Consider the following 23,271-nt stretch of genomic DNA (forward strand, 5'->3'; position numbering starts at 1 on the left):
GTCGGGGACGGGCGAGGGCGGCGGGCTGGGGAGCCTGCCGCGCGTCCGTCGCCCGGGGGGTCGAAGGATCGCCGCCTGGGGTTGCGGCATGTCTGTGGGGGACGCTTTGTTCATATCCGTGTTCATTTGTGTCGTATCGCTCGCGCTCTTCTGGATGGCGGCGTTCACGCTCTGGTGGCAGATGCACGCCTGGCGGACGCCCGAGACGCTCGCCTCGACCCGCTTCGACCGCCCTGACGGCGGCGGCCGGCTGGCCTTCTCCCTGCTCCTGCCCGCCCGGCACGAGCAGGCGGTCCTGGAGCACACCATCGAGCGGCTCCTGGAATCGAGCCACCACGACTACGAGATCATCGTGATCGTCGGCCACGACGACCCCGGGACCGCGGAGGTGGCCGAACGTGCGGCCGCCCGCGCACCCGGTCTCGTACGCGTCATCACCGACCACCACGAGGTCAAGAACAAGCCGAAGGCCCTCAACACCGCCCTCCCGCACTGCCGGGGCGACATCGTCGGGGTCTTCGACGCCGAGGACCAGGTCCATCCCGAGCTGCTGTCCCACGTGGACCACGCCTTCCGCGCCACCGGCGCCGACGTGGTCCAGGGCGGGGTCCAGCTCATCAACTTCCACTCCAGCTGGTACAGCCTGCGCAACTGCCTGGAGTACTTCTTCTGGTTCCGCTCCCGGCTGCACCTGCACGCGGAGAAGGGCTTCATCCCGCTCGGCGGCAACACCGTCTTCGTGCGCACCGAGGTGCTGCGCGAGGCCGGCGGCTGGGACCCGAACTGCCTCGCCGAGGACTGTGACCTGGGCGTACGGCTGTCCTCCGTCGGCAAGAAGGTGGTCGTCGCCTACGACTCCGACATGGTGACCCGCGAGGAGACCCCCGGGTCGCTGGTCAGCCTGCTCAAGCAGCGCACCCGCTGGAACCAGGGATTCCTCCAGGTCTACCGCAAGAAGGACTGGCAGCAGCTGCCCGGCCGCGGCCAGCGCTGGCTGGCCCGCTACACGCTGATGACCCCGTTCATGCAGGCCACGTCCGGGGTCGTCATCCCGGTGAACTTCGCCGTCGCCGTCTTCCTCGACGTGCCCGTCGGCGTCGCGATCGTCACCTTCCTGCCGATGATCACCGCGATGGTGACCTTCGTCTTCGAAGTGGTCGGACTGCACGACTTCGGCCGTCAGTACGGGCTGCGGGTGCGCTTCACGCACTACGTCAAGCTCGTGGTCGGCGGCCCGTTCTACCAGGTGATGCTGGCCGGCGCCGCGATCCGCGCGGTCTGGCGCGAGCAGCGCGGACGCAACGAGTGGGAGCTCACCAGCCACACCGGAGCCCACCTCGCGCCCGTGTCCGATCCCTCGTCGGCGTCCGGCGCCCCGAGCACCCTGAACCGAGAGGACAGCCCCCAGTGACCACCACTCTGCCCGCGGCCACTGATCCCCAGCCCGGTGCTGCCACCACCGCCACCACCACCGCCGACGCCACCCTCATCCCCCGCCAGCGGACCGGCGGACTCGGGGTCCGCCCGCCCGCGCCGGCCCGGCCGCTCGTCCGGTTCCGCTCCTCCCGCCCCGACCTGCTGCTGTGCGGGGCGCTGCTGCTCGCGATCCTGCTCGTGCAGGGCTGGAACATCACGAACTTCCCGACGCTCAGCGACGACGAGGGCACCTACCTCGCCCAGGCCTGGGCCGTCCAGCAGGGCAAGGGGCTGGCCCACTACACCTACTGGTACGACCATCCCCCGCTCGGCTGGATCCAGATAGCGGGCCTGACCTACCTGCCGTCCCTGTTCGTACCCGACTCGATGACCGTCGCGCCGATGCGGTTCTCGATGCTCGCGGTCTCCGCCGCCAGCTCGGTCCTGCTGTACGTGCTCGCGCGCCGGCTCTGGCTGCCGCGCTGGGCGGCCGGCCTCGCCATGGGCCTGTTCGGGCTCTCCCCGCTCTCCGTCGTGCTGCAGCGGGAGATCTTCCTCGACAACATCGCCGTGATGTGGATGCTGCTGGCCTTCTGCCTGGCCGCGTCCCCCAGCCGCCACCTGTGGCACCACTTCGCCTCCGGACTGGCGGCCGCCACCGCCGTGCTGACCAAGGAGACGATGCTGGTGGTGCTCCCGGCGCTGCTGGTGACGATGTGGCGCCACAGTCACCGGGACACCCGCAAGTTCGCCGTCACCGGAGCCGTCACCGCCTGCGTGCTCATCGGGGTGACGTACCCCCTGTACGCGCTGCTCAACGCCGAGCTGCTGCCCGGCTCCGGCCACGTCTCCCTCATCGGCGGGATCGTCTACCAGATGGGCCGGGCCGGTTCGGGCTTCATCCTCGACCCGGGCTCCGGCTCGCACGGGGTCTTCGAGTCCTGGCTGTACTACGACACCGTGCTGCCGCTCGGCGGCCTGGCCGGCGCGGTCCTGCTCCTGGTCACCATCCGCTGGTCGGTCACGGCCCGGGCGCTCGCCGGCCCGGCGCTGGCCGTGGTCATCCTCGCCCTCGTCGCCATGCGGCCCTCCGGCTACCTCCCGGCGATGTACGTGATCCAGGCGCTGCCGTTCCTGGCGCTGGTCCTCGCCGGGGGCGCGGCCAGCGTCACCCACGCCGTGCTGCGCCGCCGCCGTGCGCCGGGGGAGCGGCGCGCCCTGGTCTACGGGCGGTGGGCGCTGATCGGCGTCCTGGCCGCCTCGGCCCTCGTGTACCTCGTCCCGCGCTGGTACGACGGCAACCGGACGGCGCTCACGGCCGACGCGAACGCCCCGTACCGGCAGGCCGCGGCCTGGCTCGGGCGCGAGGTGAGCGAGCCCGCGACGACCCGGGTGCTGGTCGACGACGCGCTGTGGCTGGACGCCGTCCACCACGGGTTCGACCCGGGGCTCGGGGCCATCTGGTTCTACAAGGCGGACCTGGACCCGGCGGTCACCAAGACCCTGCCGGGCGGCTGGCGGGACATCGACTACGTGGTCTCCTCGCCCACCGTCCGGCGCGATGCTGCGCAACTGCCCAACGTGAAGGCGGCTTTGGAGAACTCGACCGCGGTCGCCGTCTTCGGTACGGGCGAGGACCGCATCGAGATCCGGCGCACTGACCCCACGGCCCGCACCGTCAACGGGAGTTGATCCGGCATGAGCGAAGACCTGTGGGCCCCGCATGCACCGCACCTGCCGGAGGCCGCCGCCGAGGCGCCCGCCCCGGGTAGCGTCACCCTCATCATCCCGACCTTCAACGAGTCCGGAAACATCGTCGAGTTGCTGAGCAGGCTGGCCGCCGCACTGCCCGCACACCTGCCCTGCTCGGTCCTCTTCGTCGACGACTCCACGGACGACACCCCGGCCGTCATCGAGAAGGCCGCGCTGGAGTGCGCCTTCCCGGTGGAGGTCCTGCACCGCGAGAGCCCCGAGGGAGGGCTCGGCGGGGCCGTCGTGGAGGGGATCCGGCGCGCGGACACCGACTGGATCGTCGTCATGGACGCCGACCTCCAGCATCCGCCCCACCTGGTCCCCGAGATCGTCGGGGAGGGTGAGCGCACCGGCGCCGACCTCGTCGTCGCTTCCCGGTACATCGCCGGGGGCAGCCGGGCCGGGCTCGCCGGGAGCTACCGGATCGCGGTCTCGCGCGGGGCGACCTGGCTGACCAAGGGGCTCTTCCCGCGGGCCCTGCACGGGATCAGTGATCCGATGAGCGGGTTCTTCGCGATGCGCCGCTCGGCCGTCACCCAGGAGGCGCTGAAGCCGCTGGGCTACAAGATCCTGCTGGAGCTGGCGGTGCGCTGCCGTCCGGCGCGGGTGGCCGAGGTGCCCTTCGTCTTCCAGGACCGCTTCTCGGGGGAGTCCAAGTCCACGGCCCGCGAGGGCCTGCGCTTCCTGACCCACCTCGCCTCGCTGCGGTCCGCGACCCCGCTGGCCCGCATGATCGGCTTCGGGCTCGTCGGGCTCTCCGGCTTCGTCCCGAACCTGGCCGCGCTGTGGATGCTCACGCACACCGGTATGAACTACTTGCTCGCCGAGGTGGTGGCGAACCAGGCCGGGGTGCTGTGGAACTTCCTCCTCATCGAAACCCTGCTGTTCCGCGACCGGCGCCGCCACCGCCACTGGGCCGACCGGTTCGGGCGCTTCACGCTGCTGGCCAACGCCGATCTGCTGCTGCGGATCCCGCTGATCGCGGTGTTCGTCGGCACCTGGGGCTTCGGCGTCCTGTCCGCGACCGCGCTCGCGCTGGTCGTCACCTTCGTCCTGCGCTTCGCGGCGACGGAGGCACTCGTCTACCTCCCGCGCAAGGCGGGCTCCACCCGCACGAGTTGAGCCGCACGAAGGGATGCTCCGCATGCGAAGGACAATCCGGCGCAGGGCAGGGTGGCGGGCCGCTCTGCTGGCCGTCGGGGCGATGACCGCGGGCCTGCTGCTGACCGCACCGCAGCAGGCCACGGCCGGACCGCCCAACCTGCTCACCAACCCCGGTTTCGAGACCGCCGGCCCGGCCGGCTCCGACATGCCCTCCTGCTGGTCCAAGTCCGGCTGGGGCGACAACGACTTCACCTTCACGACCGTCGCCGACGCGCACTCCGGAACCAAGGCGATGAAGGTCTCGCTCACCCGCCGGGTGGACGGCGACCGCAAGGCCCTGGTCACCGAGAACGGCACCTGCGCCCCGACGGTCGTGCCGGGCCGGCAGTACGACCTGTCCGCCTGGTACAAGTCGAACACCCCGGACGTGTCGGTGACCGTGTTCCGCCACGACACGACGGCCGGCTGGCAGTACTGGACCGACCTGCAGAATCCCCCCGTCAGTGCCGCGTGGGCGCGCACGGAGGTCCGTACGCCCGCGGTCCCGCCGGGCACCGACAAGATCGTGTGGGGCCTGTCCGTCTACGGGGTGGGCACGCTCACCACCGACGACTACGCGCTGGAGGAGGTGGGCGTGCCCCCGCCGCCGGCCACCTGCACGGGTACGGCCACGGAGTGCGCGAAGGGCAAGTGGCAGGTGATCGCCGCCAAGAACCCGGTGCGGTCGATGCACGCCGTCGTGCTGAAGAACGGCAAGGTGCTGCTGATCGCGGGCTCGGGCAACGACATCGCCCAGTTCGACGCGGGCACCTTCACCTCCGCCGTCTACGACCCGGCGAACGGCTCGTTCAAGACGATCCCGACGCCCGTGGACATGTTCTGCTCCGGCCACGTCCAGCTGTCCGACGGCCGGGTGCTGGTGATGAGCGGCAACAAGGGGTATCCGTCGGCCGACGGCACGATCGGCTACCAGGGGCTGAAGGACTCGTACACCTTCGACCCGACGACCGAGAAGTACACGAAGACCAACGACATGAACGGCGGGCACTGGTACCCGTCCGCGACGATCCTCGGCAACGGCGACGTGATCTCCTTCGGCGGGCTGAAGGAGGACTCCACGGGCAACGTGACCGCGGAGAAGTTCTCGGCGGCGCAGAACAAGTGGCTGCCGATGAACGAGGTCAACCAGACCTGGTCGTACTGGGGCCTGTACCCGTCGATGATCCTCATGCAGGACGGGCGGCTCTTCTACTCGGGCAGCCACACCTTCGGCAACGGCACCCCGGGCACCGGCGCCTCCGTCTACGACTACGACGCCAACACCATCACCGACGTGCCCGGCCTGCGCAACAAGGACGAGCGCGACGAGTCGGCGAGCGTGCTGCTGCCCCCGGCGCAGGACCAGCGGGTCCTGACCATCGGCGGTGGCAACAACGAGCGCAACCCGGCGGCGAACCGGCTCACCGACATCATCGACCTGAAGCAGCCGAGCCCCGCCTACACGGCCGGCCCGGACATCCCCCAGGGCCTGGTCGACCAGGGCCAGGGCAAGCGGCCGCAGACCGGCGCCGAGGGCAAGATGTTCGTGTCCGCGGTGCTGCTGCCGGACGGCAAGGTGCTGGAGACCGGCGGCGGGCTGCACGACCGGGCCGACCCGGTGTACGAGGCCTCGTTCTTCGACCCGACCACCAACACCTACCAGGCGGGCCTGGCCACCGACCCGATCCCGCGGACGTACCACTCGGCGTCGTTCCTGATGCCGGACGGCCGCGTCATGTCGGTCGGGGACAACCCGGGCAACGGCACGTACAACCACAACGTGTCGATCTACACCCCGCCATATCTCTTCAAGGGGGCGCGCCCGCAGATCACCTCGGTGATCGACAACCAGTGGGTGTACGGGGACACACAGCGGATCACCGTCAACCGGGCGGTCGTCAAGGCGGAGCTGATCCGTCCGGCGGCGGTCACGCACTCCTCGGACCCGAACCAGCGGTTCGTGGACCTGCCGCTGACGGTGGTCAACGGCACCACCATCGACCTGAACGTCACCAGCAACCCGAACCTGGCGCCGCCCGGCTGGTACATGCTCTTCGCGGTCGACGCGAACGGCATCCCGTCGATCGCGCAGTGGGTGCACCTGGGCGGCCCGTCCGCCCTGGCGGCCACCGCCGAGCCCCCGTCCGCACACGAGCACACCTTCGCGAACGAGCTGGCCGCCCCGAAGAAGAACCCCGCGAAGCGGGACTCGGCCCCGGTGGCCCCGAGCGTGGCCGGCTGCGACCGGCACTACGGCACGGCCAACGTGTGCGTGCCCACGCGGTTCCCGGCGGAGGTGAAGGCGACGACCAAGGCCCGCTGCGACTGGCTGGCCGCCCACAAGTACCCCACCCGCCTGAAGGTCAACGGCAGCGACCCGCTGCGCCTGGACCCGGACGGTGACGGCTACGCCTGCACGTAGGCGCCCGGTAGAGGCCGGTAGGAGCCGGTAGGAGGCGGGGCCCTGTCCGCTCGCGCGGCAGGGCCCCGCTCCGGTCAGTGGGTGTACGCGGCGATCGAGATGCCCACGTAGTGGGCGACGAAGGCGGCCAGGGTCAGGGAGTGGAAGACCTCGTGGAAGCCGAAGAAGCGGGGTGAGGGGTCCGGGCGCTTCATGCCGTAGATGACGCCGCCGACGCTGTAGAGCAGGCCGCCGACGATGATCAGGACCAGGACGGCGATGCCGCCGGAGCGCATGAAGTCGGGGAGGAAGAAGACCGCCGCCCAGCCCATGGCGATGTAGCAGGGGGTGTAGAGCCAGCGCGGGGCGCCGACCCAGAAGACGCGGAAGGCGATGCCGGCCGCGGCCGCGATCCAGACCGCCCAGAGCAGGGTCCGCCCGCTGGAGTCGGGCAGCAGCAGCACGGTCAGCGGTGTGTACGTGCCCGCGATGATCAGGAAGATGTTGGCGTGGTCGAGCCGCCGCAGGATGGCCTCGCCGCGCGGGCCCCACGTACCGCGGTGGTAGACGGCGCTGACTCCGAAGAGCAGGCACGCGGTGAGGATGTACACCCCGCACGCGACCCGCGCCCGGGTCGAGTCGGTGAAGGCCATCAGGACGAGACCGGCGATCACCACGGCGGGGAACATGCCGGTGTGGAGCCAGCCGCGCATGAGCGGCTTGGTCTCCTGATCGGCGGTTTCGACCATCGGAGCGGCCACGGCAGCGGCGTCGGAAGTCATGCCGGCCATGCTACCTACGGTTGCGTAGGTTTCCGTTAGTGCGCTTTACGGAAGATTGACCGGAGTGGCGATGCTCACGTGAGAGGCCCCCTGGACATATGCGCACACGCACCGGATGATCAGATGAGTGCGGTCGACACCGGATGAGCGGAGCGCGAAGCGTCCGGGTCGCGGCCCCCACGGGGCAATCACAAATCAAACCCCTCAACAAGGAGCGATCGTGGCGCGCGACATCGCGGCTGGCACCACTTCCGACGTACCCACCAAGCACCAGGAGCTCGTCGCCTGGGTCGAGGACATCGCTGCCCTCACCCAGCCCGACCGCATCGTCTGGTGTGACGGCTCCGAGGCCGAGTACGAGGCCCTCTGCGAGGAGCTGGTCTCCAAGGGCACCTTCAAGAAGCTGGACCCGGCCAAGCGCCCGAACTCGTACTACGCCGCCTCCGACCCCTCCGACGTCGCGCGCGTCGAGGACCGGACCTTCATCTGCTCCGAGAAGGAGGAGGACGCGGGCCCGACCAACCACTGGAAGGCCCCTTCCGAGATGAAGGCCCTTTTCACCGGTGAGGGGGGCTTCGCGGGCAAGGGCGAAGAAGGCGGCATCTTCCGCGGCTCCATGAAGGGCCGCACGATGTACGTCGTCCCCTTCTGCATGGGCCCCCTCGGCTCGGAGCTCTCCGCGATCGGCGTGGAGATCACCGACTCCGCCTACGTCGCGGTCGCCATGCGGACCATGACCCGCATGGGACAGGCCGTCCTCGAAGAGCTCGGCACCGACGGCTTCTTCGTCAAGGCCGTCCACACCCTCGGCGCTCCGCTCGCCGAGGGCCAGGCCGACGTGCCGTGGCCGTGCAACACCACCAAGTACATCTCGCACTTCCCCGAGACCCGCGAGATCTGGTCCTACGGTTCGGGCTACGGCGGCAACGCCCTGCTCGGCAAGAAGTGCTACGCCCTGCGCATCGCGTCCGTCATGGCCCGCGACGAGGGCTGGCTCGCCGAGCACATGCTGATCCTCAAGCTCACCCCGCCGCAGGGAGAGTCCAAGTACATCGCCGCGGCCTTCCCCTCCGCCTGCGGCAAGACCAACCTGGCCATGCTGGAGCCGACCATCCCCGGCTGGACCGTCGAGACCGTCGGTGACGACATCGCCTGGATGCGCTTCGGCGAGGACGGTCGCCTGTACGCGATCAACCCCGAGGCCGGCTTCTTCGGCGTCGCCCCCGGCACCGGCGAGCACACCAACGCCAACGCCATGAAGACCATGTACGCGAACACCGTCTTCACCAACGTCGCGCTCACCCCCGACGGCTCCGACGTCTGGTGGGAGGGCATGACCGAAGAGGCGCCCGCCCACCTGATCGACTGGAAGGGCAACGCCTGGACCCCGGAGTCTGACACCCCGGCGGCCCACCCCAACGCCCGCTTCGCCGTCCCGGCCTCGCAGTGCCCGACGATCGCCGCCGAGTGGGAGGACCCCAAGGGCGTCCCGATCTCCGCGATCCTCTTCGGCGGCCGCCGCGCCTCCGCCGTGCCGCTGGTCACCGAGTCCTTCGACTGGAACCACGGCGTCTTCATCGGCTCGAACATCGCCTCCGAGAAGACCGCCGCCGCCGAGGGCAAGGTCGGCGAGCTGCGCCGCGACCCCTTCGCCATGCTGCCGTTCTGCGGCTACAACATGGGCGACTACATGGGTCACTGGGTCGATGTCGCCAAGGACAAGGACCAGGCGAAGCTCCCGAAGATCTACTACGTGAACTGGTTCCGCAAGAACGACGCGGGCAAGTTCGTGTGGCCCGGCTTCGGCGAGAACAGCCGCGTCCTGAAGTGGATCGTCGAGCGCCTCGACGGTACCGCCGAGGGTGTGGAGACCCCGATCGGCATCCTGCCGACCGTCGCCTCCCTCGACACCGACGGCCTGGACCTGCCGGCCGCCGACCTGGAGTTCCTGCTCACGGTCGACAAGGAGGTCTGGCGCGACGAGGCCTCGCTGGTCCCCGCGCACCTGAACACCTACGGCGACCACACGCCGAAGGAGCTGTGGGACCAGTACGAAGCGCTCGTCGAGCGCCTGGGCTGATCCAGCTGATCCAGCCCCCATAGAACCCCTGCGGCCGGCTGTCCCCGGCCACGGGCTGACGCGGGATTCCCCGACCTAGGATTCCCTGCGACCTTCAAGATAGGTCGTGTGCGTCTGCTGACGGCGGGCCTCCGTTTCACGGAGGTCCGCCGTCATGCGTTCCGCTTCCTCCCGCAGCAGCGTCAGCTGCCGCTCCAGGTGGCGCTCGGGCGATTCGCCGCCCGCCGTGAGCCGGGTCCACCAGCGGGTCCGGTTGTAGGTGTCCACGCACTCCGGCACGTCCGTGCGGATGGCCCGGGTCAGTGCGTGCACCGCCTCCGGGTCGGCGGCCAGCACCCCGGCCACCCAGCCCGGCTCCAGCATCGCCGCGTACAGCTCCAGCAGCCCGGTCAGCACCTCGGCGGGCTCCGACGGCAGGTCCACCTCGCCGACGTACTCCTGGAGCCGCGCGAAGTCCTCCCGTACGAAGCCCAGTTGCTCGGCGGGCTCCGGCGGTACCGGCGGCGCCGCCACGTCCGGCGGGGCGACGAGCGCGCCCGCCCCGTACAGCCCGGCGACCACCACCGGCCAGTACGTGCCGGCCACCCCGGTGAGGGTCAGGCCCACCCCGACGACCCCGCAGGCGCTGCCGGCCAGGTTCTTCTTCGACTCGAGGTACTGGAGAAGGCGCGCCCTGAGAGCCCTATTGGTAGCCACGGATCTCCTCGAAGGCTCCGTCCAGCGAACCGTTGCCGTCGGTGGCGTCGAAGAGCCGCCCGCCGGTCAGTTCGGTGATGTGGGCGAGTTCCTTGCGGTCCGAGTCGCCGAACAGCACCGCGAAGACCGGCGTGTGCCTCTGCGCCTCGGGCAGCCCCGCGTAGAAGTCGTCGAAGTGCTTGGCTCCGACGCCCGCCGTGTTCTCGCCGTCCGTCATCAGCACGATCGAGGTGAAGGCGTCGGTGGTGCCCTTGCCGAGCTGCTGGTACGCCGCCTCCAGACTGCTGTAGATGGCCGTGCCCCCGTCCGGCCGCAGCGACTTCACGTCGGCGCGGATGGCGTCCAGGGCGGGTCCGGGGTTGCCCGGCTCGACCGCGTGCGTCCGGACCTTCTTCACCTTGTCGCCGAAGGGCAGCAGGGTGACTTCCTCACGGTCCCGGAACCGCTCTCCGGTGCCCGAACTGCCGGTCCCCGTCAGGTCGGTGAGCGCCGACTTCAGCCGGCCGATCCGGTCCTCCTCGGCCATCGACCCCGAAGTGTCCAGCACGTACACCGTGCGCGAGGGCCGGCGCAGCTCGTTCTCGTAGCTGGCGAGCAGCCCGTCCGCCACCGACCGGGTGCCCGGGAAGGGCAGCTCCCGCCGCTTGTCCGGGTTCAGCCCGCCCGCCGGGGCCACCCCGGCCGCGACGGGCCGCCGCAAGGTCTTCTCGGTGATCGCCTTCTGTGCCTCGGCGCCGCGCAGGTACTCGGTCAGCACGCGCCCCGACTCGCGGGCCCCGGCCGGGGCAGAGGTCAGCAGGGTCAGCGGGTAGTGGGCCGTGACCACGCCGTCGAGGGGCCGGATCACCGTCAGGTTCGTCTGCGCGTCCCGGTTCATGGACAGCAGCACCGACTCGTAGTTCACCAGCGCGTCCACGTTCCCGCGCTGGGCGTACGCCGTCGCCAGCCAGCCGGAGGAGCCCGAGGTCAGCTTCTGCCCGGTGAAGAACTCCTTCAGCTTCGGCTGCGCCGTCGCCACGTCCGCGTCGGTCAGCGCCGCCTGTGCGCCCGAGAGCCCGGAGGCCACCGAAACCAGTGCCGAGAAACCGGAGTTGGAGCGTACCGGGTCGGTCATCCCGTACGTCAGCTTCCCGCCGGCCACCGCCTCGTGGACCGCCGACCAGGTCACCGACTCGGGCTTCCAGCCCAGCCGGGCCAGCGCCTCGGGCTTCACTCCGAGGGCGACGGGCGAGGACATCACCGGGGTCTCGCTCGACAGCTTGCCCACGGCCTCGGGGCGCAGCCGCAGGTAGTCGTTGGAGGAGAGCCAGACGGCGTCGTACCTGCCGTCCGCCTTGCCGGAGGCGATCTGCTCGACGGCGTCGAGGGTGCCCGACATGCTCAGTTCCACGGTGATCCCGGTGGCGGCCTTCGCCGCCTTCAGGACCTCGTCCATGTCGGACAGCTCGCTGGAGGCCAGCACGCGCAGCTTGCCCTCCTGGTACGCGGTCTGCTCGGGCTTGGGGCCGTCGGACTGCTCCGTGCACGCGCTCGCCCCGAGCAGGGTGGCGGCGAGCGCCACCGCCGCGGCGAGCCGTCTGCGCATCACAGCGCTGCGGATGCTCATGCCGTTCATCGGGCGTCGCCGCCTTCCAGGGCGCTCGCGGTGCGGGTGCGCGCCAGGTACGCGGAGGCGGTCTGGAGTTCGCCGGTCAGGGATTCCACGGTGGCGGCCATGTTCTCGGTGGCCTGCACCTTGAAGGTGTCGATGGTGTCGAGCGTCTTGTAGATCTGGGCGAAGGCCGTCCGCAGCGTCTCCGCGCCGACGGCCGGGTCGGCGGCGATCCGCTGGATCTCCCCGCTCTGCGTGGACAGCATCTCCGCGTTGCCGCGGATCAGGCCCTCGGTGGTGTCGCGCAGGGTGTCGATCTGCTTGATGACCTCGCCCTGGGTGTTCAGCGCCTGCGCCAGCATCACGGCGATCCGCAGCGCGGACACCGTGGTGGTCGCGGCCCGGTCGACGCCCTTGATCAGCTCTTCGTTGTTGCGCCGGACCACGTCCATCGCCAGGTAGCCCTGCGCGCAGACGGCCAGCTGGGTCAGCAGGTCCTGGTGCTTCTGCCGTACGGGGAACAGCACGTCCACGCGCAGTGCGTCGGCCTGCTGGGGGTCGATCTGATCGGCGATCCGCTGTTCGACGGCAGCGTCCAGGGCCTCGGTGAGCACCGCGTACTCCTGGAGCTTGCCCATGGTCTCCCAGAGGCGGGCGCGCTCGGTGTGCAGGGCGGCGTTGTCGCGCCGCAGCTCGTCCTGGCCGCCGCGCAGCGCGCCGACGATCCGGTTGAGGGTGGCCTGCGAGGAGGCGTACTTGGCCACGTGGTCGCGGAACCTGTTGCCGCCGGGCAGCTTGGAGATGAGCTTGCGCACGCCCTTGGCGGAGCTGTCGCTCGGGTCGAGGTCCTCGACGGTGCGCCGCAGTTCGACCAGGGATCCGGCGACCCTGCCCTGGGCGTCGCCGCCACCGTCGGTGCCGAGGGAGCGTACGGCCCGCTCCAGCATGCGGTTGGACTGCTGGGCGGCGCCGCGGATGTCGGCGGAGCCGAGGCCGGCGATCTCCCCGATGCGGTGCGCGAACTCGGGGGAGCGGCTGTCGATGCCGGCCAGCGAGCCGACGTACTCCCCGGCCCGGCGGGCCATCTCCTCGCGCACCCCGTCCTGGAGCGGTACCAGGCCGGAGGCCTGCTCCCGCTTGACGGGGGCCACGGGTTCGGGGGCGGTGAGGACGAGCGGGCCGGCAGCGGTGTCGTCGGGCGGTGTCAATGTCATGGTGATGGGTCCCCCTATCCCTTGGCGCGCGCGGCCAGCGCCATCAGGACCTTGACGGTCGGTGCGCTCACCTGGCGGATGCCGGTCAGCTCCGATTTGAGGTACGCGGTGTGCGGCGCGGTGGCGGTGTTGAACTCGGCCACCCCCTCGGTGGGCCGGAACCCGTGGCGGACCACGAGCGAGCGCAGCTTCGGGTCGGTGGCCAGCAGGGTGCCGAGCTCCTTGGCCTTCTCGCTGATCGGCACGAAGGTGTGCGGGGAGTTGACGGTGGTGTCGGGGTACAGGACCACCATGTCGCCCGGATCCTGCTTCTGCTGGAGCAGGCTGGCCACCTGCGCCTCGTAGGCGAGGATGAGCGGTTCGCCGCTGCCGCTGATGAAGGCGCGGAAGGGGCCGTCCGTGCTCTGTTCCAGGGCGCCCTGGACGGAGATCAGCTTCTTCATCAGGGGCGCGGTCCGGTCGATGCCGGCGTCGTCGGAGACGACGGTCAGGCCGTTGGCGACGTTCGAGGCGGTGGCGAGGAAGAGCGCGCCCGAGTTGGAGGTGGTGGGGTCGGTGGTCTTGACGAACACCGTGCCGGCCAGCTCGGGGTAGGCGCTGGTCCCGCCCTGGAGCTCCTGCCACTTCTCGTCCTCGGCGGCGGCCTTCAGGAAGGGGCCGAGGAGGAGGGTGCCGGAGTTCTTGCCGTTCATCTTCGCGAGGCCGTGGTCGCTGAGGACCTTGGCCGCGTTGGCGCGGGCGATGACGACGAGCGGGGAGAAGAAGGGCTTGGCGTTCTGCGCGCCCTTCACTCCGGCCGCCAGCTCGATCCCGTCGGCCGGTTCACTGCTGCTGGGGAAGGCGAAGTCGAATTCCTTCAGGGCGAGTTGGTCCATCGCCCAGGAGCCCGAGGTTTCGGTCTTCACGGTGTAGCCCTTGTCCGCAAGGGCCTTGACGACGTCGGGGTCGCGGAAGAACTCGGACTTCTCCGAACCGATGACGCCACGCACGGTCTTCGTTGCCGTGCCCTCCGGCTTGGTTCCTCCGATGGCGATGACGGCTATCACGCCGCCGACCAGGAGGACCGCCAGGGCGATTCCTAGGATGCGTCTCACGGGTGCAGAGTGCTCGCGGAAACCCACATTCCGCGCGGAGTTGAGTGAACGCGAGGTGACGAGGCGGTCCCACTTCGAAATGCTGTGTGGGCCCGTGGGTGCTGGTGACCGGGGCGGGCTGCCGGGAGGATCGTGCCATGGGCGTGAGCGCGTTGAAGTGGCAGGGCTGGCTGGTCGCCCTGGTGTTCGTGGCGGGACTGCTGGTCTTCGCCCCGCTGGGGCTGTACGTGTGGGCCGGCGGGGCTCCCGCTGCGAGGCCTGCGGGGGCGGCGCGGGGCGACGTACGGATCACCGACTGCCGGATCGATCCGACCAGTCGGCGGGTGGTGGCCTCCGTCGAGGCGGTCAACGGCTTCCCGGAGCGGGGAGCTTACGTGGTCACGGTGGAATTCCGCGAGCCGCCGCCGCTGCCGTCGCCCCCGGCCCGGCCCGGGGTCCCGGGTGCCCGTGGTCCCCAGGTGCTGGTGAAGGTCCCCGGTGTCCGCCCGGCTGCGGCGGAGCGTACGGAAGCCGTCGGCCCGGTCTGGCCCCCGGCCACGATCCCCTGGTGCGGCATCGCCGCAGCCGTCTTTGCCCCGGACCCACCCTTCGCCCGTTCCCTGGGGCGGAGCCCCAGGGGGTCCGGGCGCAGCCCGGTACCCCTTCTCAGCCCCGCCGGCGTTTGAGGCGCGGGTCCGGGCGGAGCCCGGGGAACGGGGGAAGGGCGGGTAGGGGACGAGCCCCGCAGGGTCGGCCCCGCTGCGCAGGGGCGGCACGGCACGCAGGCCCGTACGGGCGGGGTCAGACGGCGGCCGCGGCCGAGATGGGGTGCACGTTCAAGCCCCGCAGGGCATGGCGCCCGGTCCGGAGCCTCCGCGGCCCCGGACCGGGGCCGTCAGTGGGCGCCGACGAGGTCGAGCGCGGCGGCGTGCGCGTCCATGCGCTCGGCGGCGAGGATCGCGACCGTGGTGTCGGCGCGGGACGCGGCGACGAGCAGGGCGCGGGCGGCGAGGTCGTGGGCGCGCTGGTGCAGCGAGGCGGCGGCCTCGGCGTCGGGCTCCCGGCCGGGGCGCCGGGGCGCGCGTGCGGGCTGAGACCCGCGCAGGCGGGTCACCTGGGCGGCGACGACGGCGGCGGCCTCGTCGAGGCCGAGCTCGTCGGTCACGGTGAGCAGTGCGGCGAGGTGCCCGGCGAGCTGGATGTCCAGGGCTTCGGCGCGGCTGCTGCGGGGGTACTCGCTGCGGTGGGCGCCTATGCGGGGGTCGACCGCCTTGGTGCGAATCGGCTCGTACATGGAGGCCTCCTGCGTGGTCAGAAGACCATCCTACATTGGATCGGTTCTAAACTTGAGCTGAATCTTGGCCGCGCGTGTCGATGTCTTGATCGTGTGCGGCGGCTTGAATGCGTCTTGTGACGGTCGGGCACTGACCAGCACTCTTCTCCTTTCGGCACCCGCATGGGGGGATCCTTGCGGGCCGACGTACACGAAGTTCGGGGTGGGACAAGTCATGGCTGGAGCGAGAGACGTGTCGGATGCGCGGGACGCATCGGATGTATCGGACGAATCGGATGCGGACACATCCGCGGTAGAGGCAGTGGTGCGGAGCGATGCGGCGCTCCTGGAGGACGACCTGGCGGCCTTCCTGGCCTCCCTGACCACCGCGCCCGCGCGGCAGGGGTCGTCCGCGCCGGAATCGGTGTACGAGGCGGCGCTGCGGCGTTCCCTGTACGCGCCGGTCGCCGACGCCGTCGGCTCGAAGGTGGGCCAGGCGGCCCTGGCTCCCGCCGCGGGAGCGCCCGCGGGCCGGGCCCCGCTGCGCCCTTCGATGGTGTTCTGGGCCTACCGCAACTACCGGGGCTTCCCCGGCCGGGCCGGCGAGGAGGCCTCCGCCGCGGACCTGGCCGCGGTCCGCCGCGCGGCGGTGGCGGTACGCGTGCTGCTGAAGGCCGCGGTCGCCCTCGACGACATCCAGGACGGCAGCGGCATCCGCTACGGCGAGCCCGCCCTCCACGTCACCCACGGCATCCCGCTGGCCCTCAACACGGGCTCCCTGCTGATCACGGCGGCGCTGGAGCACGCGGCCGAGCCGGCCGTCGTGCGGAGCCTGCTGCAGTCGGTCGGCCGGGGCCTCACCGGCCAGGCCGTCGACGTCTCCACGCGGACCGCGCTCACGCGCGCCCAGCTGGTGGCCGCGCCCCTCGCCGAGCGGGTGGCCTTCTGGGAGTCGATGGCCGCGCTCAAGACGGGCACGCTGTTCTGGATGCCGCTGGACGCGGCGGTGGCCGCCCTGGGCGTGGTGGAGGACGAGCGGCGGGTCCTGGACGGGGCCATGCGCGATCTCGGCCTGGCCAGCCAGCTGTTCAACGACCTGACCGACTTCGTGCCCGAGTTCGCAGGCCGGGGCGCCCACGAGGACTTCGACCAGCTGAGCAACCGGGTCTTCCTCGAACTGCTCGACTCCGCGCCCGCGGACCAGCGCGCCCCGGGCGAGCTCGTGGGGGCGCGGCTGAAGGAGTTCGTGCTCGGCCACCCGGACCTGCGGGAGACGCTGCTGTCGCTCGCGGCGCAGGCGGTGGAGCTGAAGAGCTCGGCGATGGCGGCGGTGCGCGGCGTGTGCCGCTCCGAGCGGAGCGCGCGGTACTTCGACGTGACGATCGAACGCAAGGGACACCTCATCGACCGGCTGCACGCGACGCTCCTGAAGGGTGAAGGCGCATGAGCCCCACGGACTGCCACACGATGGTCGAGCGCATCCGGGCGAGCACCCGAATCTGGCACGAGGACCTGGAGGGCACCGCCTTCGCCACCGCGATGCTCGCCGGGACGCTCCCGCTCGACCGGTACGTCGACCAGCTCGCCGCCTACCGCGTGGTCCTGAAGGTGCTGGAGGACGAGCTCTCCCGCGCCACGGGCCCGTGCGTCACCTCGGTGTGGTCGCCGGACCTGGTCAAACTCCCCCTCATAGACCGCGACCTGATGTACTTCGCCGAGGACGGCGTGTTCCCGGCGTCCGTCGCGGCCGCCCAGGCGCAGGCCTTCGCGCGCGAGATCCGCGCCGCCGCGGTCTCGGACCCCCCGGCGCTGCTCGGGTTCCTCTACGTACTGGAAGGCTCCACGCTCGGCGGCCTGATCCTGCGCCGGTACGTCGCCGAGGCCTACGGGCTGCGCGACACGGACGGCGTGGCGTACTACGCCAGCGGCGACCGCGAGCGCTGGGCCCGCTTCACGGCGCGCATGAACGAGGCCCTCCCCGGGCCGTGCGAGCAGGACGGCGTGCTCACCGCCGCCGGGCGCGCCTACCACCACGTCGCCGCGATCGCCGGGGCGCTGTCGACCGGACTCGTCGCCGCCCCGTAGAACGCCGCGGCCCCCGTGCGCGGCCCGTACTCACGGGTCCGCACACGGGGGCCGTCCGCGCGTGCGCGGGGACTTGCGGGGACTTGCGGGGACTTACGGCTGGCTGTACCCGTCGAGGAAGTTGCCGATCCGGGTGACCGCGTCGGCAAGGTCCTTCGCGCTGGGGAGGGTCACGATCCGGAAGTGATCGGGCTCGGGCCAGTTGAAGCCCGTACCGTGCACGACCATGATCTTTTCCTCGCGCAGCAGGTCGAGGACCATCTGCCGGTCGTCCTTGATCTTGTAGACGGACGGGTCCAGCTTCGGGAACAGGTACAGCGCGCCCTTGGGCTTCACGCAGGTGATGCCGGGGATCTGCGTCAGCAGGTCGTACGCGGTGTCGCGCTGCTCCAGGATCCGCCCGCCGGGCAGCACCAGGTCGTTGATCGACTGCCGGCCGCCGAGCGCGGTGGCGATGGCGTGCTGGGAGGGCATGTTGGCGCAGAGCCGCATGTTCGCCAGGATCGTCAGGCCCTCGATGTACGACGAGGCGTGCTTCTTGGGCCCGCACACCGCCATCCAGCCGGACCGGTAGCCGGCGACGCGGTAGTTCTTGGAGAGCCCGTTGAAGGTGAGCGTCAGCAGGTCCGGCGCGATGGCGGCGGTGTTCGTGTGCGTGGCGCCGTCGTAGAGGATCCGGTCGTAGATCTCGTCCGAGCAGACGATCAGGTTGTGGCGGCGCGCGATGTCCGTGAGCCCGCGCAGCATCTCGTCGTCGTAGACGGCGCCGGTCGGGTTGTTCGGGTTGATGATCACGATCGCGCGGGTGCGGTCGGTGACCTTGCGCTCGATGTCGGCGAGGTCCGGCATCCAGTCGGACTGCTCGTCGCAGCGGTAGTGCACGGCGGTGCCGCCGGCCAGGCTGACGGAGGCGGTCCACAGCGGGTAGTCCGGCGCCGGGACGAGGACCTCGTCGCCGTCGTCGAGCAGCGCCTGCATGGACATCTGGATCAGCTCGGAGACCCCGTTGCCGATGTAGACGTCCTCGACGTCCAGCTCGATGCCCTTGGTCTGGTAGTGCTGCATGACCGCACGGCGCGCCGACAGCAGGCCCTTCGCGTCCCCGTAGCCGTGGGCGTTGCCCAGGTTGCGGAGCATGTCCTCAAGGATCTCCGGCGGGCACTCGAAGCCGAAGGCCGCGGGGTTGCCGGTGTTGAGCTTGAGGATGCGATGACCTGCTGCTTCGAGCCGCATCGCCTCTTCGAGCACGGGGCCGCGGATCTCGTAGCAGACATTGGCGAGTTTCGTTGACTGGATCACCTGCATGACGGGAGCTTACGGGTCCGGATGCGGGCGCGCTCCGTTATTCGGCCCGGAGCGGAGGGGCGGGCGGCGGACCGATATGTCCCCTTTCGCGCAAAGCTTGGGTACGGGCGCCACGAGCCCTTGGAAAGCGGGGCCGGCTCCCTGCTCCCGCCTGCGGAATGGGTGGGCCGGACGGAGGGGCCCGGACCGGTGTTGCGCTCGTCACCCTGCCGGGTCCTGAGGTGGCGCGGGCTGCTGGTGGCCCGGGCCTGAGGAACGCGGGAGCGCGGGAACGAGGGAGCGCGAAAAGGGGGCGGGGCGCCACCGGTCGGTCGGTGGTGCCCCGCCCCCGCTTTCGGGGGGAGCTCAGGCCGTGACGGGCCTGGCTTCCGTGGCGGCCGTCGCGGGCGGCATCGCGGTCGCCCCGGAGCGGATCCGCCGTACCCGGCCCCGGGCGTCCAGGTGCTGGAGGTCCCGGTGGATCGTCATCCGGCTGACGCCCAGTTCCCGTACGAGATCGGCGACCCGTACGCGGCCCCTGGCATGCACCGCACCGGCGATCAGCTCGCGCCGCTCCTCGCAAGGCATTCCCCGTCCGGGGGTGCGCTGCGCCCGGGGCACGGTTACTTCGCCTCGGCCTTGAGGATCTCGGCGAGCTCCTCGTCGGACTCGCGGCCGGGGGTCGGGAGGTTCCACTTGGTGATGGCGAAGCGGAAGACGAAGTAGTAGATCGCCGCGAAGCAGAGGCCGATGCCGGCCAGGCCCCACGGGTTGGACGCGATGCCGAGGTTGAGGAAGAAGTCGATCGCGCCGGCCGAGAAGCCGAAGCCGTCCTTCATTCCGAGCGCCCAGGTCAGGGCCAGGGAGACACCGGTCAGGACCGCGTGGATCGCGTAGAGCACCGGGGCGATGAACATGAAGGTGAACTCGATCGGCTCGGTGATGCCCGTGACGAAGGCGGTGAGCGCGAGGGAGAACATCATGCCGCCGACGACCTTGCGGCGCTCGGGGCGCGCGCAGTGGACGATCGCGAGGCAGGCGGCCGGGAGGGCGAACATCATGATCGGGAAGAAGCCGGTCATGAACTGTCCGGCGGTCGGGTCACCGGCGAGGAAGCGGGCGATGTCGCCGTGGGCGCCGTTGTACTCGCCGGCCTGGTACCACGGGAAGGAGTTGACCAGGTGGTGCATGCCGACGGGGATCAGCGCGCGGTTGACGACGCCGAAGATGCCCGCGCCGACGGAGCCGGAGTTGACCAGCCACTCGCCGAGACCGTGGATGCCCTTGCCGAGCACCGGCCAGATGAGACCGAAGACGATGCCGATGACCAGGCCCGCGAAGGAGGACAGGATCGGGACGAGGCGGCGGCCGCCGAAGAAGCCCGCCCAGTCCGGCAGCTTGGTCCGGTAGAACTTCTGGTACAGCAGGGCGGTGACGATGCCCATGACGACACCGCCGAGGACACCGGCGTTGACGGGTGCGTCGATCAGGGCGACCTTGTGGTCGACGACCGCCTCGATCTGCGGCACGTTGCCGTCGCTGAACTTGCCGAGCACGCTGGCGAAGACCACGTAACCGGCGACGGCCGCCAGGCCGGTGGAACCGTCGGACTTCTTCGCGAAGCCCACCGCGATACCGACGGCGAACAGCAGCGCCAGGTTGCCGAAGACGGCGTTGCCGCCGGCGGCCATGTACTTGGCTATCTCGTTGACCCAGCCCGGCAGCGACTCGCTGCCCAGCATGTCGGCGTTGCCGAAGCGCATCAGCAGCGCGGCGGCCGGCAGCACGGCGATCGGCAGCATGAGGCTGCGGCCGAGGCGCTGCATGACCGCCATCACGGCGGAGTTCTTCTTGGCAGACGTGGCCGTCTGCTCGGCTGTACTCACGGTTGCTTCCTCCAGAGGAAACGGGGTGTGTTGCCAAGGCAGGCAGCGCTTGTGTGGGCTGGGCAACAGCTAGGGAAAATGCGCCATTTGCAGCGCGATGTTCCAGTTGTAACACGGTTAAAACCGCATAAACCCAAGGCTGGAGACACTGTGGACCTATGACCCGAAGGCTGAGGTCCCAAGCCCCGCGAACCTCGTGCCCTCTGGCGATGTCAGAGGGTCCGGGTACCTTGCGGGCAGGGGAGTGGAGGGGGATCCGCATGCAGCAGCCGACCGTCATCCGAGGGGATGCGAGCAGTCCGCAGGCTCGGGGGCCGAAGATCATCGCGCACGTCTGCAACGACCTCGGGGGCTGGGGGAAGGGCTTCGTCCTCGCGCTCTCGAAGCGCTGGAGCGAGCCGGAGGCCGCGTACCGGGCCTGGCACAGGGGCCGCAGCGGGAACGACTTCGGGCTCGGCGCGGTCCAGCTCGTCCAGGTCCGCCCGGACACCTGGGTCGCGAACATGGTCGGCCAGCACGGCATGCGCACCGGCAGCGGTGGCCCACCCATCCGCTACGAGGCGGTCGAGCGCTGCCTCGCACTCCTGGCGGCCCACGCCGCCGAACTGGGGGCCTCCGTCCACATGCCCCGCATCGGCTGCGGCCTGGCGGGCGGCAAGTGGTCGCGCATCGAGCCGCTGATCCGCGACGGGCTGTGCGCGAAGGGGATACCCGTCACGGTGTACGACTTCGGATAGCCGGCGCTCCGGGTTCCGGAAGGTCCGGCCGGCGGCGTTCGCTATGCCGTCCGCGCCGACGTCCAGCCCTGGCGGTTGAGGGCTTCGAAGCCGTTCAGGAGGAGGTCCAGGGCGAATTCGAACTCGAACTGGTCGTCGCAGCCGCCACCGCTGCCGACCGTGGAGCCCCCGTCGTGTGCGGCCGTCGCGGCCAGCTCCGCGATGTGCGGGTAGCGCGCCGCCATCCCCGGGTCCGGCGGGCCGGAGGGGCCTGAGGTGTCGAACAGCTCCTGGCTGAAGCCGAGCAGGCGGCTGCCCATGGCGTGCATGACGTGGTGCGTGAGGTCGGCGGAGAGGCCGCCGCTGCGGAAGCACCCGGCCATCGAGTCCAGGTACCCCAGCACGGCCGGGGTGGGGCCGGTCCGGGACTCGATGACCCGCGCCGCCCACGGGTGGCGGAGCAGGACCCGCCGGGCCGAGAGGATCCGCCCGCGCACCACGTGCCGCCAGTCGGGATCCGCGGCCGGCGGGTCGATCTCGCCGACGACCGCGTCGACCATGCCGTCGAGCAGCTCTTCCTTGTTGGCCACGTGCTTGTAGAGGGCCATCGGTACGACGCCCAGCTCCTGCGCGAGCCTGCGCATGCTCAGCGCGTCGATGCCCGTGGCGTCGGCGAGCGCGACGGCGGCGCGCAGCACGCGGTCCCTGTTCAGGGGGATCCGCTGCTTGTCCGCGGTCCTGTCCGTGCCCCTGTCCGTGGCTTGGTCCATGGCTTCTTGCCGGGTCATTCCGGTTGGGTCCTTCCCGCCTCGACGACACCCTCTCCTTGACGAGTGTACGCAGTACACCTATGGTCGCTGGCAGGTGTACGGCGTACACCTCCATCGAGTGAGGGGTGCCGAGAGATGAGTCCGGACCGGAGAACCGCAGTGGCCGCCGGGTTGCTGTTCCTGCTGACCGAGGCCTCCGCGATAGCCGGGGCGATCCTGTACCGCCCCCTGCTGGGCGCGGCGGACGGCCGGATCCCGCAGGGAGCCGACACGCAGGCGCTGCTCGGGGCGCTCTGCGAGGTGGTGCTGGTGGTGGCGGTGGCCGGCACCGGGGCGGCGCTGTTCCCCGTCCTGCGGCGCCACGGCGAGGGGCTCGCGCTCGGCTACGCCTTCGGGCGCCTGCTGGAGGCGGCCGTCATCGCCGTCGGGATCGTCTCCGTCCTGGCGCTCGTCACCCTGCGGCGGGACGCGGGGACGGCGGCGGACGGCGGCGCCGACGTCGTGCTGGTGGCCGTGCACGACTGGACGTTCCTGCTCGGGCCCAACATCGCCCTCGGCCTGAACACCGTCGTGCTCGCGTACGTGGCGTACCGCGCATGGCTCGTGCCGCGCTTCATCGCCGTGCTCGGGCTGGTCGGCGGGCCGCTGATCTGCGCCTCGGCCGTGGCCGTGATGTTCGGTGCCTACGAGCAGCTCTCCACGGCGGGGGCCGTCGCCGCACTGCCCGTGTTCGCCTGGGAACTGGCGCTGGCCGGGTGGCTGATCGTCCGTGGCTTCGGGCCCCGAGCGGCCGACGGGGCCGGCGTCCTCGCTCCATGACGACGAGCCGCGCACCTCGGGGCGGGCCGGGGAGCCCGGTCCGCCCCGGTCCGGGCCCGTCTACGGGAGGTAGCGTTCGAGCGCCCTCGCGCCCTCCTTCTCGATCAGCTTGCGGGCCTTCTCGACCCGCTCCGGAGTCACGTCCTGGCCGCGCGCCATGACGAGGTCCTCGGGGTCGAACGGGTGCTCCGACCCGGTGTAGAGGTGGGCGGGGCGCTGGGGCTGCTGGTCCGATTCACTGTCCATCGCTACCTCCTGCTGTGTCCCCCTGGCCCCCATACTCCGGCCGC

Annotated in this window: 21 protein-coding genes; 10 read left to right on the forward strand and 11 right to left on the reverse strand. The window is 70.8% G+C overall.

The window, feature by feature from the left end:
* Window positions 1-106: 106 nt before the first annotated feature.
* From MTF69_RS36280 to MTF69_RS36295, 4 genes are read left to right on the forward strand one after another with little or no spacing between them, the layout of a single operon-like run.
* Entirely contained in the window at window positions 107-1,411 is a 1,305-nt protein-coding gene (locus tag MTF69_RS36280; protein ID WP_243340642.1) for a glycosyltransferase, read from the forward strand.
* Window positions 1,408-3,108 (forward strand): ArnT family glycosyltransferase, encoded by a 1,701-nt coding sequence (locus tag MTF69_RS36285; protein WP_374325056.1) that lies wholly within the window; start codon window positions 1,408-1,410, stop codon window positions 3,106-3,108. Before MTF69_RS36280 ends, MTF69_RS36285 begins: the two co-directional genes overlap by 4 nt.
* A 6-nt stretch (window positions 3,109-3,114) precedes the next feature.
* The gene (locus MTF69_RS36290) at window positions 3,115-4,290 is read left to right on the forward strand and encodes a glycosyltransferase family 2 protein (protein ID WP_243340643.1); all 1,176 of its coding nucleotides are present in this window, start codon (window positions 3,115-3,117) and stop codon (window positions 4,288-4,290) included.
* A gap of 22 nt (window positions 4,291-4,312) precedes the next feature.
* The gene (locus MTF69_RS36295; protein WP_243340644.1) at window positions 4,313-6,733 is read left to right on the forward strand and encodes a galactose oxidase-like domain-containing protein; all 2,421 of its coding nucleotides are present in this window, start codon (window positions 4,313-4,315) and stop codon (window positions 6,731-6,733) included.
* A 74-nt stretch (window positions 6,734-6,807) separates the two neighbouring features.
* Here MTF69_RS36295 and MTF69_RS36300 read toward each other — a convergent pair whose 3' ends face one another.
* Window positions 6,808-7,494, reverse strand: a complete 687-nt coding sequence (locus MTF69_RS36300; RefSeq protein WP_243340645.1) for a hemolysin III family protein — start codon at window positions 7,492-7,494, stop codon at window positions 6,808-6,810.
* Window positions 7,495-7,714: 220 nt separating this feature from the next.
* Here MTF69_RS36300 and MTF69_RS36305 point away from each other — a divergent pair, with 220 nt between their 5' ends.
* The gene (locus tag MTF69_RS36305) at window positions 7,715-9,574 is read left to right on the forward strand and encodes a phosphoenolpyruvate carboxykinase (GTP) (RefSeq protein ID WP_243340646.1); all 1,860 of its coding nucleotides are present in this window, start codon (window positions 7,715-7,717) and stop codon (window positions 9,572-9,574) included.
* 75 nt (window positions 9,575-9,649) lie between these two features.
* Here MTF69_RS36305 and MTF69_RS36310 read toward each other — a convergent pair whose 3' ends face one another.
* From MTF69_RS36310 to MTF69_RS36325, 4 genes are read right to left on the reverse strand one after another with little or no spacing between them, the layout of a single operon-like run.
* The gene (locus tag MTF69_RS36310; RefSeq protein WP_243340647.1) at window positions 9,650-10,270 is read right to left on the reverse strand and encodes a hypothetical protein; all 621 of its coding nucleotides are present in this window, start codon (window positions 10,268-10,270) and stop codon (window positions 9,650-9,652) included.
* Complete coding sequence (locus MTF69_RS36315) at window positions 10,257-11,885, reverse strand: substrate-binding domain-containing protein (RefSeq protein ID WP_374325061.1); 1,629 nt, start codon at window positions 11,883-11,885, stop codon at window positions 10,257-10,259. Before MTF69_RS36315 ends, MTF69_RS36310 begins: the two co-directional genes overlap by 14 nt.
* Window positions 11,882-13,075 (reverse strand): toxic anion resistance protein, encoded by a 1,194-nt coding sequence (locus tag MTF69_RS36320; RefSeq protein ID WP_243340649.1) that lies wholly within the window; start codon window positions 13,073-13,075, stop codon window positions 11,882-11,884. The genes MTF69_RS36315 and MTF69_RS36320 overlap by 4 nt, the downstream gene beginning before the upstream one ends.
* A gap of 14 nt (window positions 13,076-13,089) precedes the next feature.
* Window positions 13,090-14,169, reverse strand: coding sequence for a substrate-binding domain-containing protein (locus tag MTF69_RS36325; protein WP_243340650.1), 1,080 nt, complete (start codon window positions 14,167-14,169; stop codon window positions 13,090-13,092).
* A 143-nt stretch (window positions 14,170-14,312) separates the two neighbouring features.
* On the opposite strand from MTF69_RS36325, the gene MTF69_RS36330 reads away from it, so the two are divergent.
* Window positions 14,313-14,834, forward strand: a complete 522-nt coding sequence (locus MTF69_RS36330) for a hypothetical protein (protein WP_243340651.1) — start codon at window positions 14,313-14,315, stop codon at window positions 14,832-14,834.
* Window positions 14,835-15,043: 209 nt separating this feature from the next.
* On the opposite strand, the gene MTF69_RS36335 is transcribed toward MTF69_RS36330, so the two are convergent.
* Window positions 15,044-15,442 carry a hypothetical protein gene (locus MTF69_RS36335; RefSeq protein ID WP_243340652.1) on the reverse strand — a complete coding sequence of 133 codons (399 nt, stop codon included), beginning with the start codon at window positions 15,440-15,442 and terminating at the stop codon, window positions 15,044-15,046.
* Window positions 15,443-15,746: 304 nt separating this feature from the next.
* Here MTF69_RS36335 and MTF69_RS36340 point away from each other — a divergent pair, with 304 nt between their 5' ends.
* Entirely contained in the window at window positions 15,747-16,868 is a 1,122-nt protein-coding gene (locus tag MTF69_RS36340; protein ID WP_243340653.1) for a polyprenyl synthetase family protein, read from the forward strand.
* Window positions 16,865-17,506 (forward strand): biliverdin-producing heme oxygenase, encoded by a 642-nt coding sequence (locus tag MTF69_RS36345; protein WP_243340654.1) that lies wholly within the window; start codon window positions 16,865-16,867, stop codon window positions 17,504-17,506. The genes MTF69_RS36340 and MTF69_RS36345 overlap by 4 nt, the downstream gene beginning before the upstream one ends.
* Before the next feature lie 93 nt (window positions 17,507-17,599).
* On the opposite strand, the gene MTF69_RS36350 is transcribed toward MTF69_RS36345, so the two are convergent.
* From MTF69_RS36350 to MTF69_RS36360, 3 genes are all read right to left on the reverse strand, one after another.
* On the reverse strand, window positions 17,600-18,811 hold the full coding sequence (locus MTF69_RS36350; protein ID WP_243340655.1) for a pyridoxal phosphate-dependent aminotransferase: 1,212 nt from the start codon (window positions 18,809-18,811) through the stop codon (window positions 17,600-17,602).
* A 345-nt stretch (window positions 18,812-19,156) separates the two neighbouring features.
* Window positions 19,157-19,411 carry a DeoR family transcriptional regulator gene (locus MTF69_RS36355; protein WP_243340656.1) on the reverse strand — a complete coding sequence of 85 codons (255 nt, stop codon included), beginning with the start codon at window positions 19,409-19,411 and terminating at the stop codon, window positions 19,157-19,159.
* Window positions 19,412-19,413: 2 nt separating this feature from the next.
* Complete coding sequence (locus MTF69_RS36360) at window positions 19,414-20,676, reverse strand: PTS transporter subunit EIIC (RefSeq protein ID WP_243340657.1); 1,263 nt, start codon at window positions 20,674-20,676, stop codon at window positions 19,414-19,416.
* 260 nt (window positions 20,677-20,936) lie between these two features.
* On the opposite strand from MTF69_RS36360, the gene MTF69_RS36365 reads away from it, so the two are divergent.
* Window positions 20,937-21,413 (forward strand): macro domain-containing protein, encoded by a 477-nt coding sequence (locus MTF69_RS36365; protein ID WP_243340658.1) that lies wholly within the window; start codon window positions 20,937-20,939, stop codon window positions 21,411-21,413.
* A gap of 41 nt (window positions 21,414-21,454) precedes the next feature.
* On the opposite strand, the gene MTF69_RS36370 is transcribed toward MTF69_RS36365, so the two are convergent.
* Entirely contained in the window at window positions 21,455-22,162 is a 708-nt protein-coding gene (locus MTF69_RS36370) for a TetR/AcrR family transcriptional regulator (RefSeq protein WP_243340659.1), read from the reverse strand.
* Window positions 22,163-22,321: 159 nt separating this feature from the next.
* Between MTF69_RS36370 and MTF69_RS36375 the strand changes: the two genes are divergently transcribed.
* A complete protein-coding gene (locus tag MTF69_RS36375) occupies window positions 22,322-22,981 on the forward strand; it encodes a DUF4386 domain-containing protein (protein ID WP_243340660.1) in 660 nt (219 codons plus the stop codon).
* Window positions 22,982-23,041: 60 nt separating this feature from the next.
* On the opposite strand, the gene MTF69_RS36380 is transcribed toward MTF69_RS36375, so the two are convergent.
* On the reverse strand, window positions 23,042-23,227 hold the full coding sequence (locus MTF69_RS36380; RefSeq protein WP_243340661.1) for a hypothetical protein: 186 nt from the start codon (window positions 23,225-23,227) through the stop codon (window positions 23,042-23,044).
* Window positions 23,228-23,271 lie beyond the last annotated feature (44 nt).

The organism is Streptomyces sp. AP-93, from assembly GCF_022808175.1.
GTDB lineage: Bacteria > Actinomycetota > Actinomycetes > Streptomycetales > Streptomycetaceae > Streptomyces.

Coding starts and splice junctions, on each gene's coding strand:
- MTF69_RS36290 (WP_243340643.1), top strand. CDS start 3,115: ATGAGCGAAGACCTGTGGGCCCCGCATGCACCGCACCTGCCGGAGGCC.
- MTF69_RS36295 (WP_243340644.1), top strand. CDS start 4,313: ATGCGAAGGACAATCCGGCGCAGGGCAGGGTGGCGGGCCGCTCTGCTG.
- MTF69_RS36300 (WP_243340645.1), bottom strand. CDS start 7,494: ATGACTTCCGACGCCGCTGCCGTGGCCGCTCCGATGGTCGAAACCGCC.
- MTF69_RS36315 (WP_374325061.1), bottom strand. CDS start 11,885: ATGAACGGCATGAGCATCCGCAGCGCTGTGATGCGCAGACGGCTCGCC.
- MTF69_RS36320 (WP_243340649.1), bottom strand. CDS start 13,075: ATGACATTGACACCGCCCGACGACACCGCTGCCGGCCCGCTCGTCCTC.
- MTF69_RS36335 (WP_243340652.1), bottom strand. CDS start 15,442: ATGTACGAGCCGATTCGCACCAAGGCGGTCGACCCCCGCATAGGCGCC.
- MTF69_RS36345 (WP_243340654.1), top strand. CDS start 16,865: ATGAGCCCCACGGACTGCCACACGATGGTCGAGCGCATCCGGGCGAGC.
- MTF69_RS36350 (WP_243340655.1), bottom strand. CDS start 18,811: ATGCAGGTGATCCAGTCAACGAAACTCGCCAATGTCTGCTACGAGATC.
- MTF69_RS36365 (WP_243340658.1), top strand. CDS start 20,937: ATGCAGCAGCCGACCGTCATCCGAGGGGATGCGAGCAGTCCGCAGGCT.
- MTF69_RS36370 (WP_243340659.1), bottom strand. CDS start 22,162: ATGGACCAAGCCACGGACAGGGGCACGGACAGGACCGCGGACAAGCAG.
- MTF69_RS36380 (WP_243340661.1), bottom strand. CDS start 23,227: ATGGACAGTGAATCGGACCAGCAGCCCCAGCGCCCCGCCCACCTCTAC.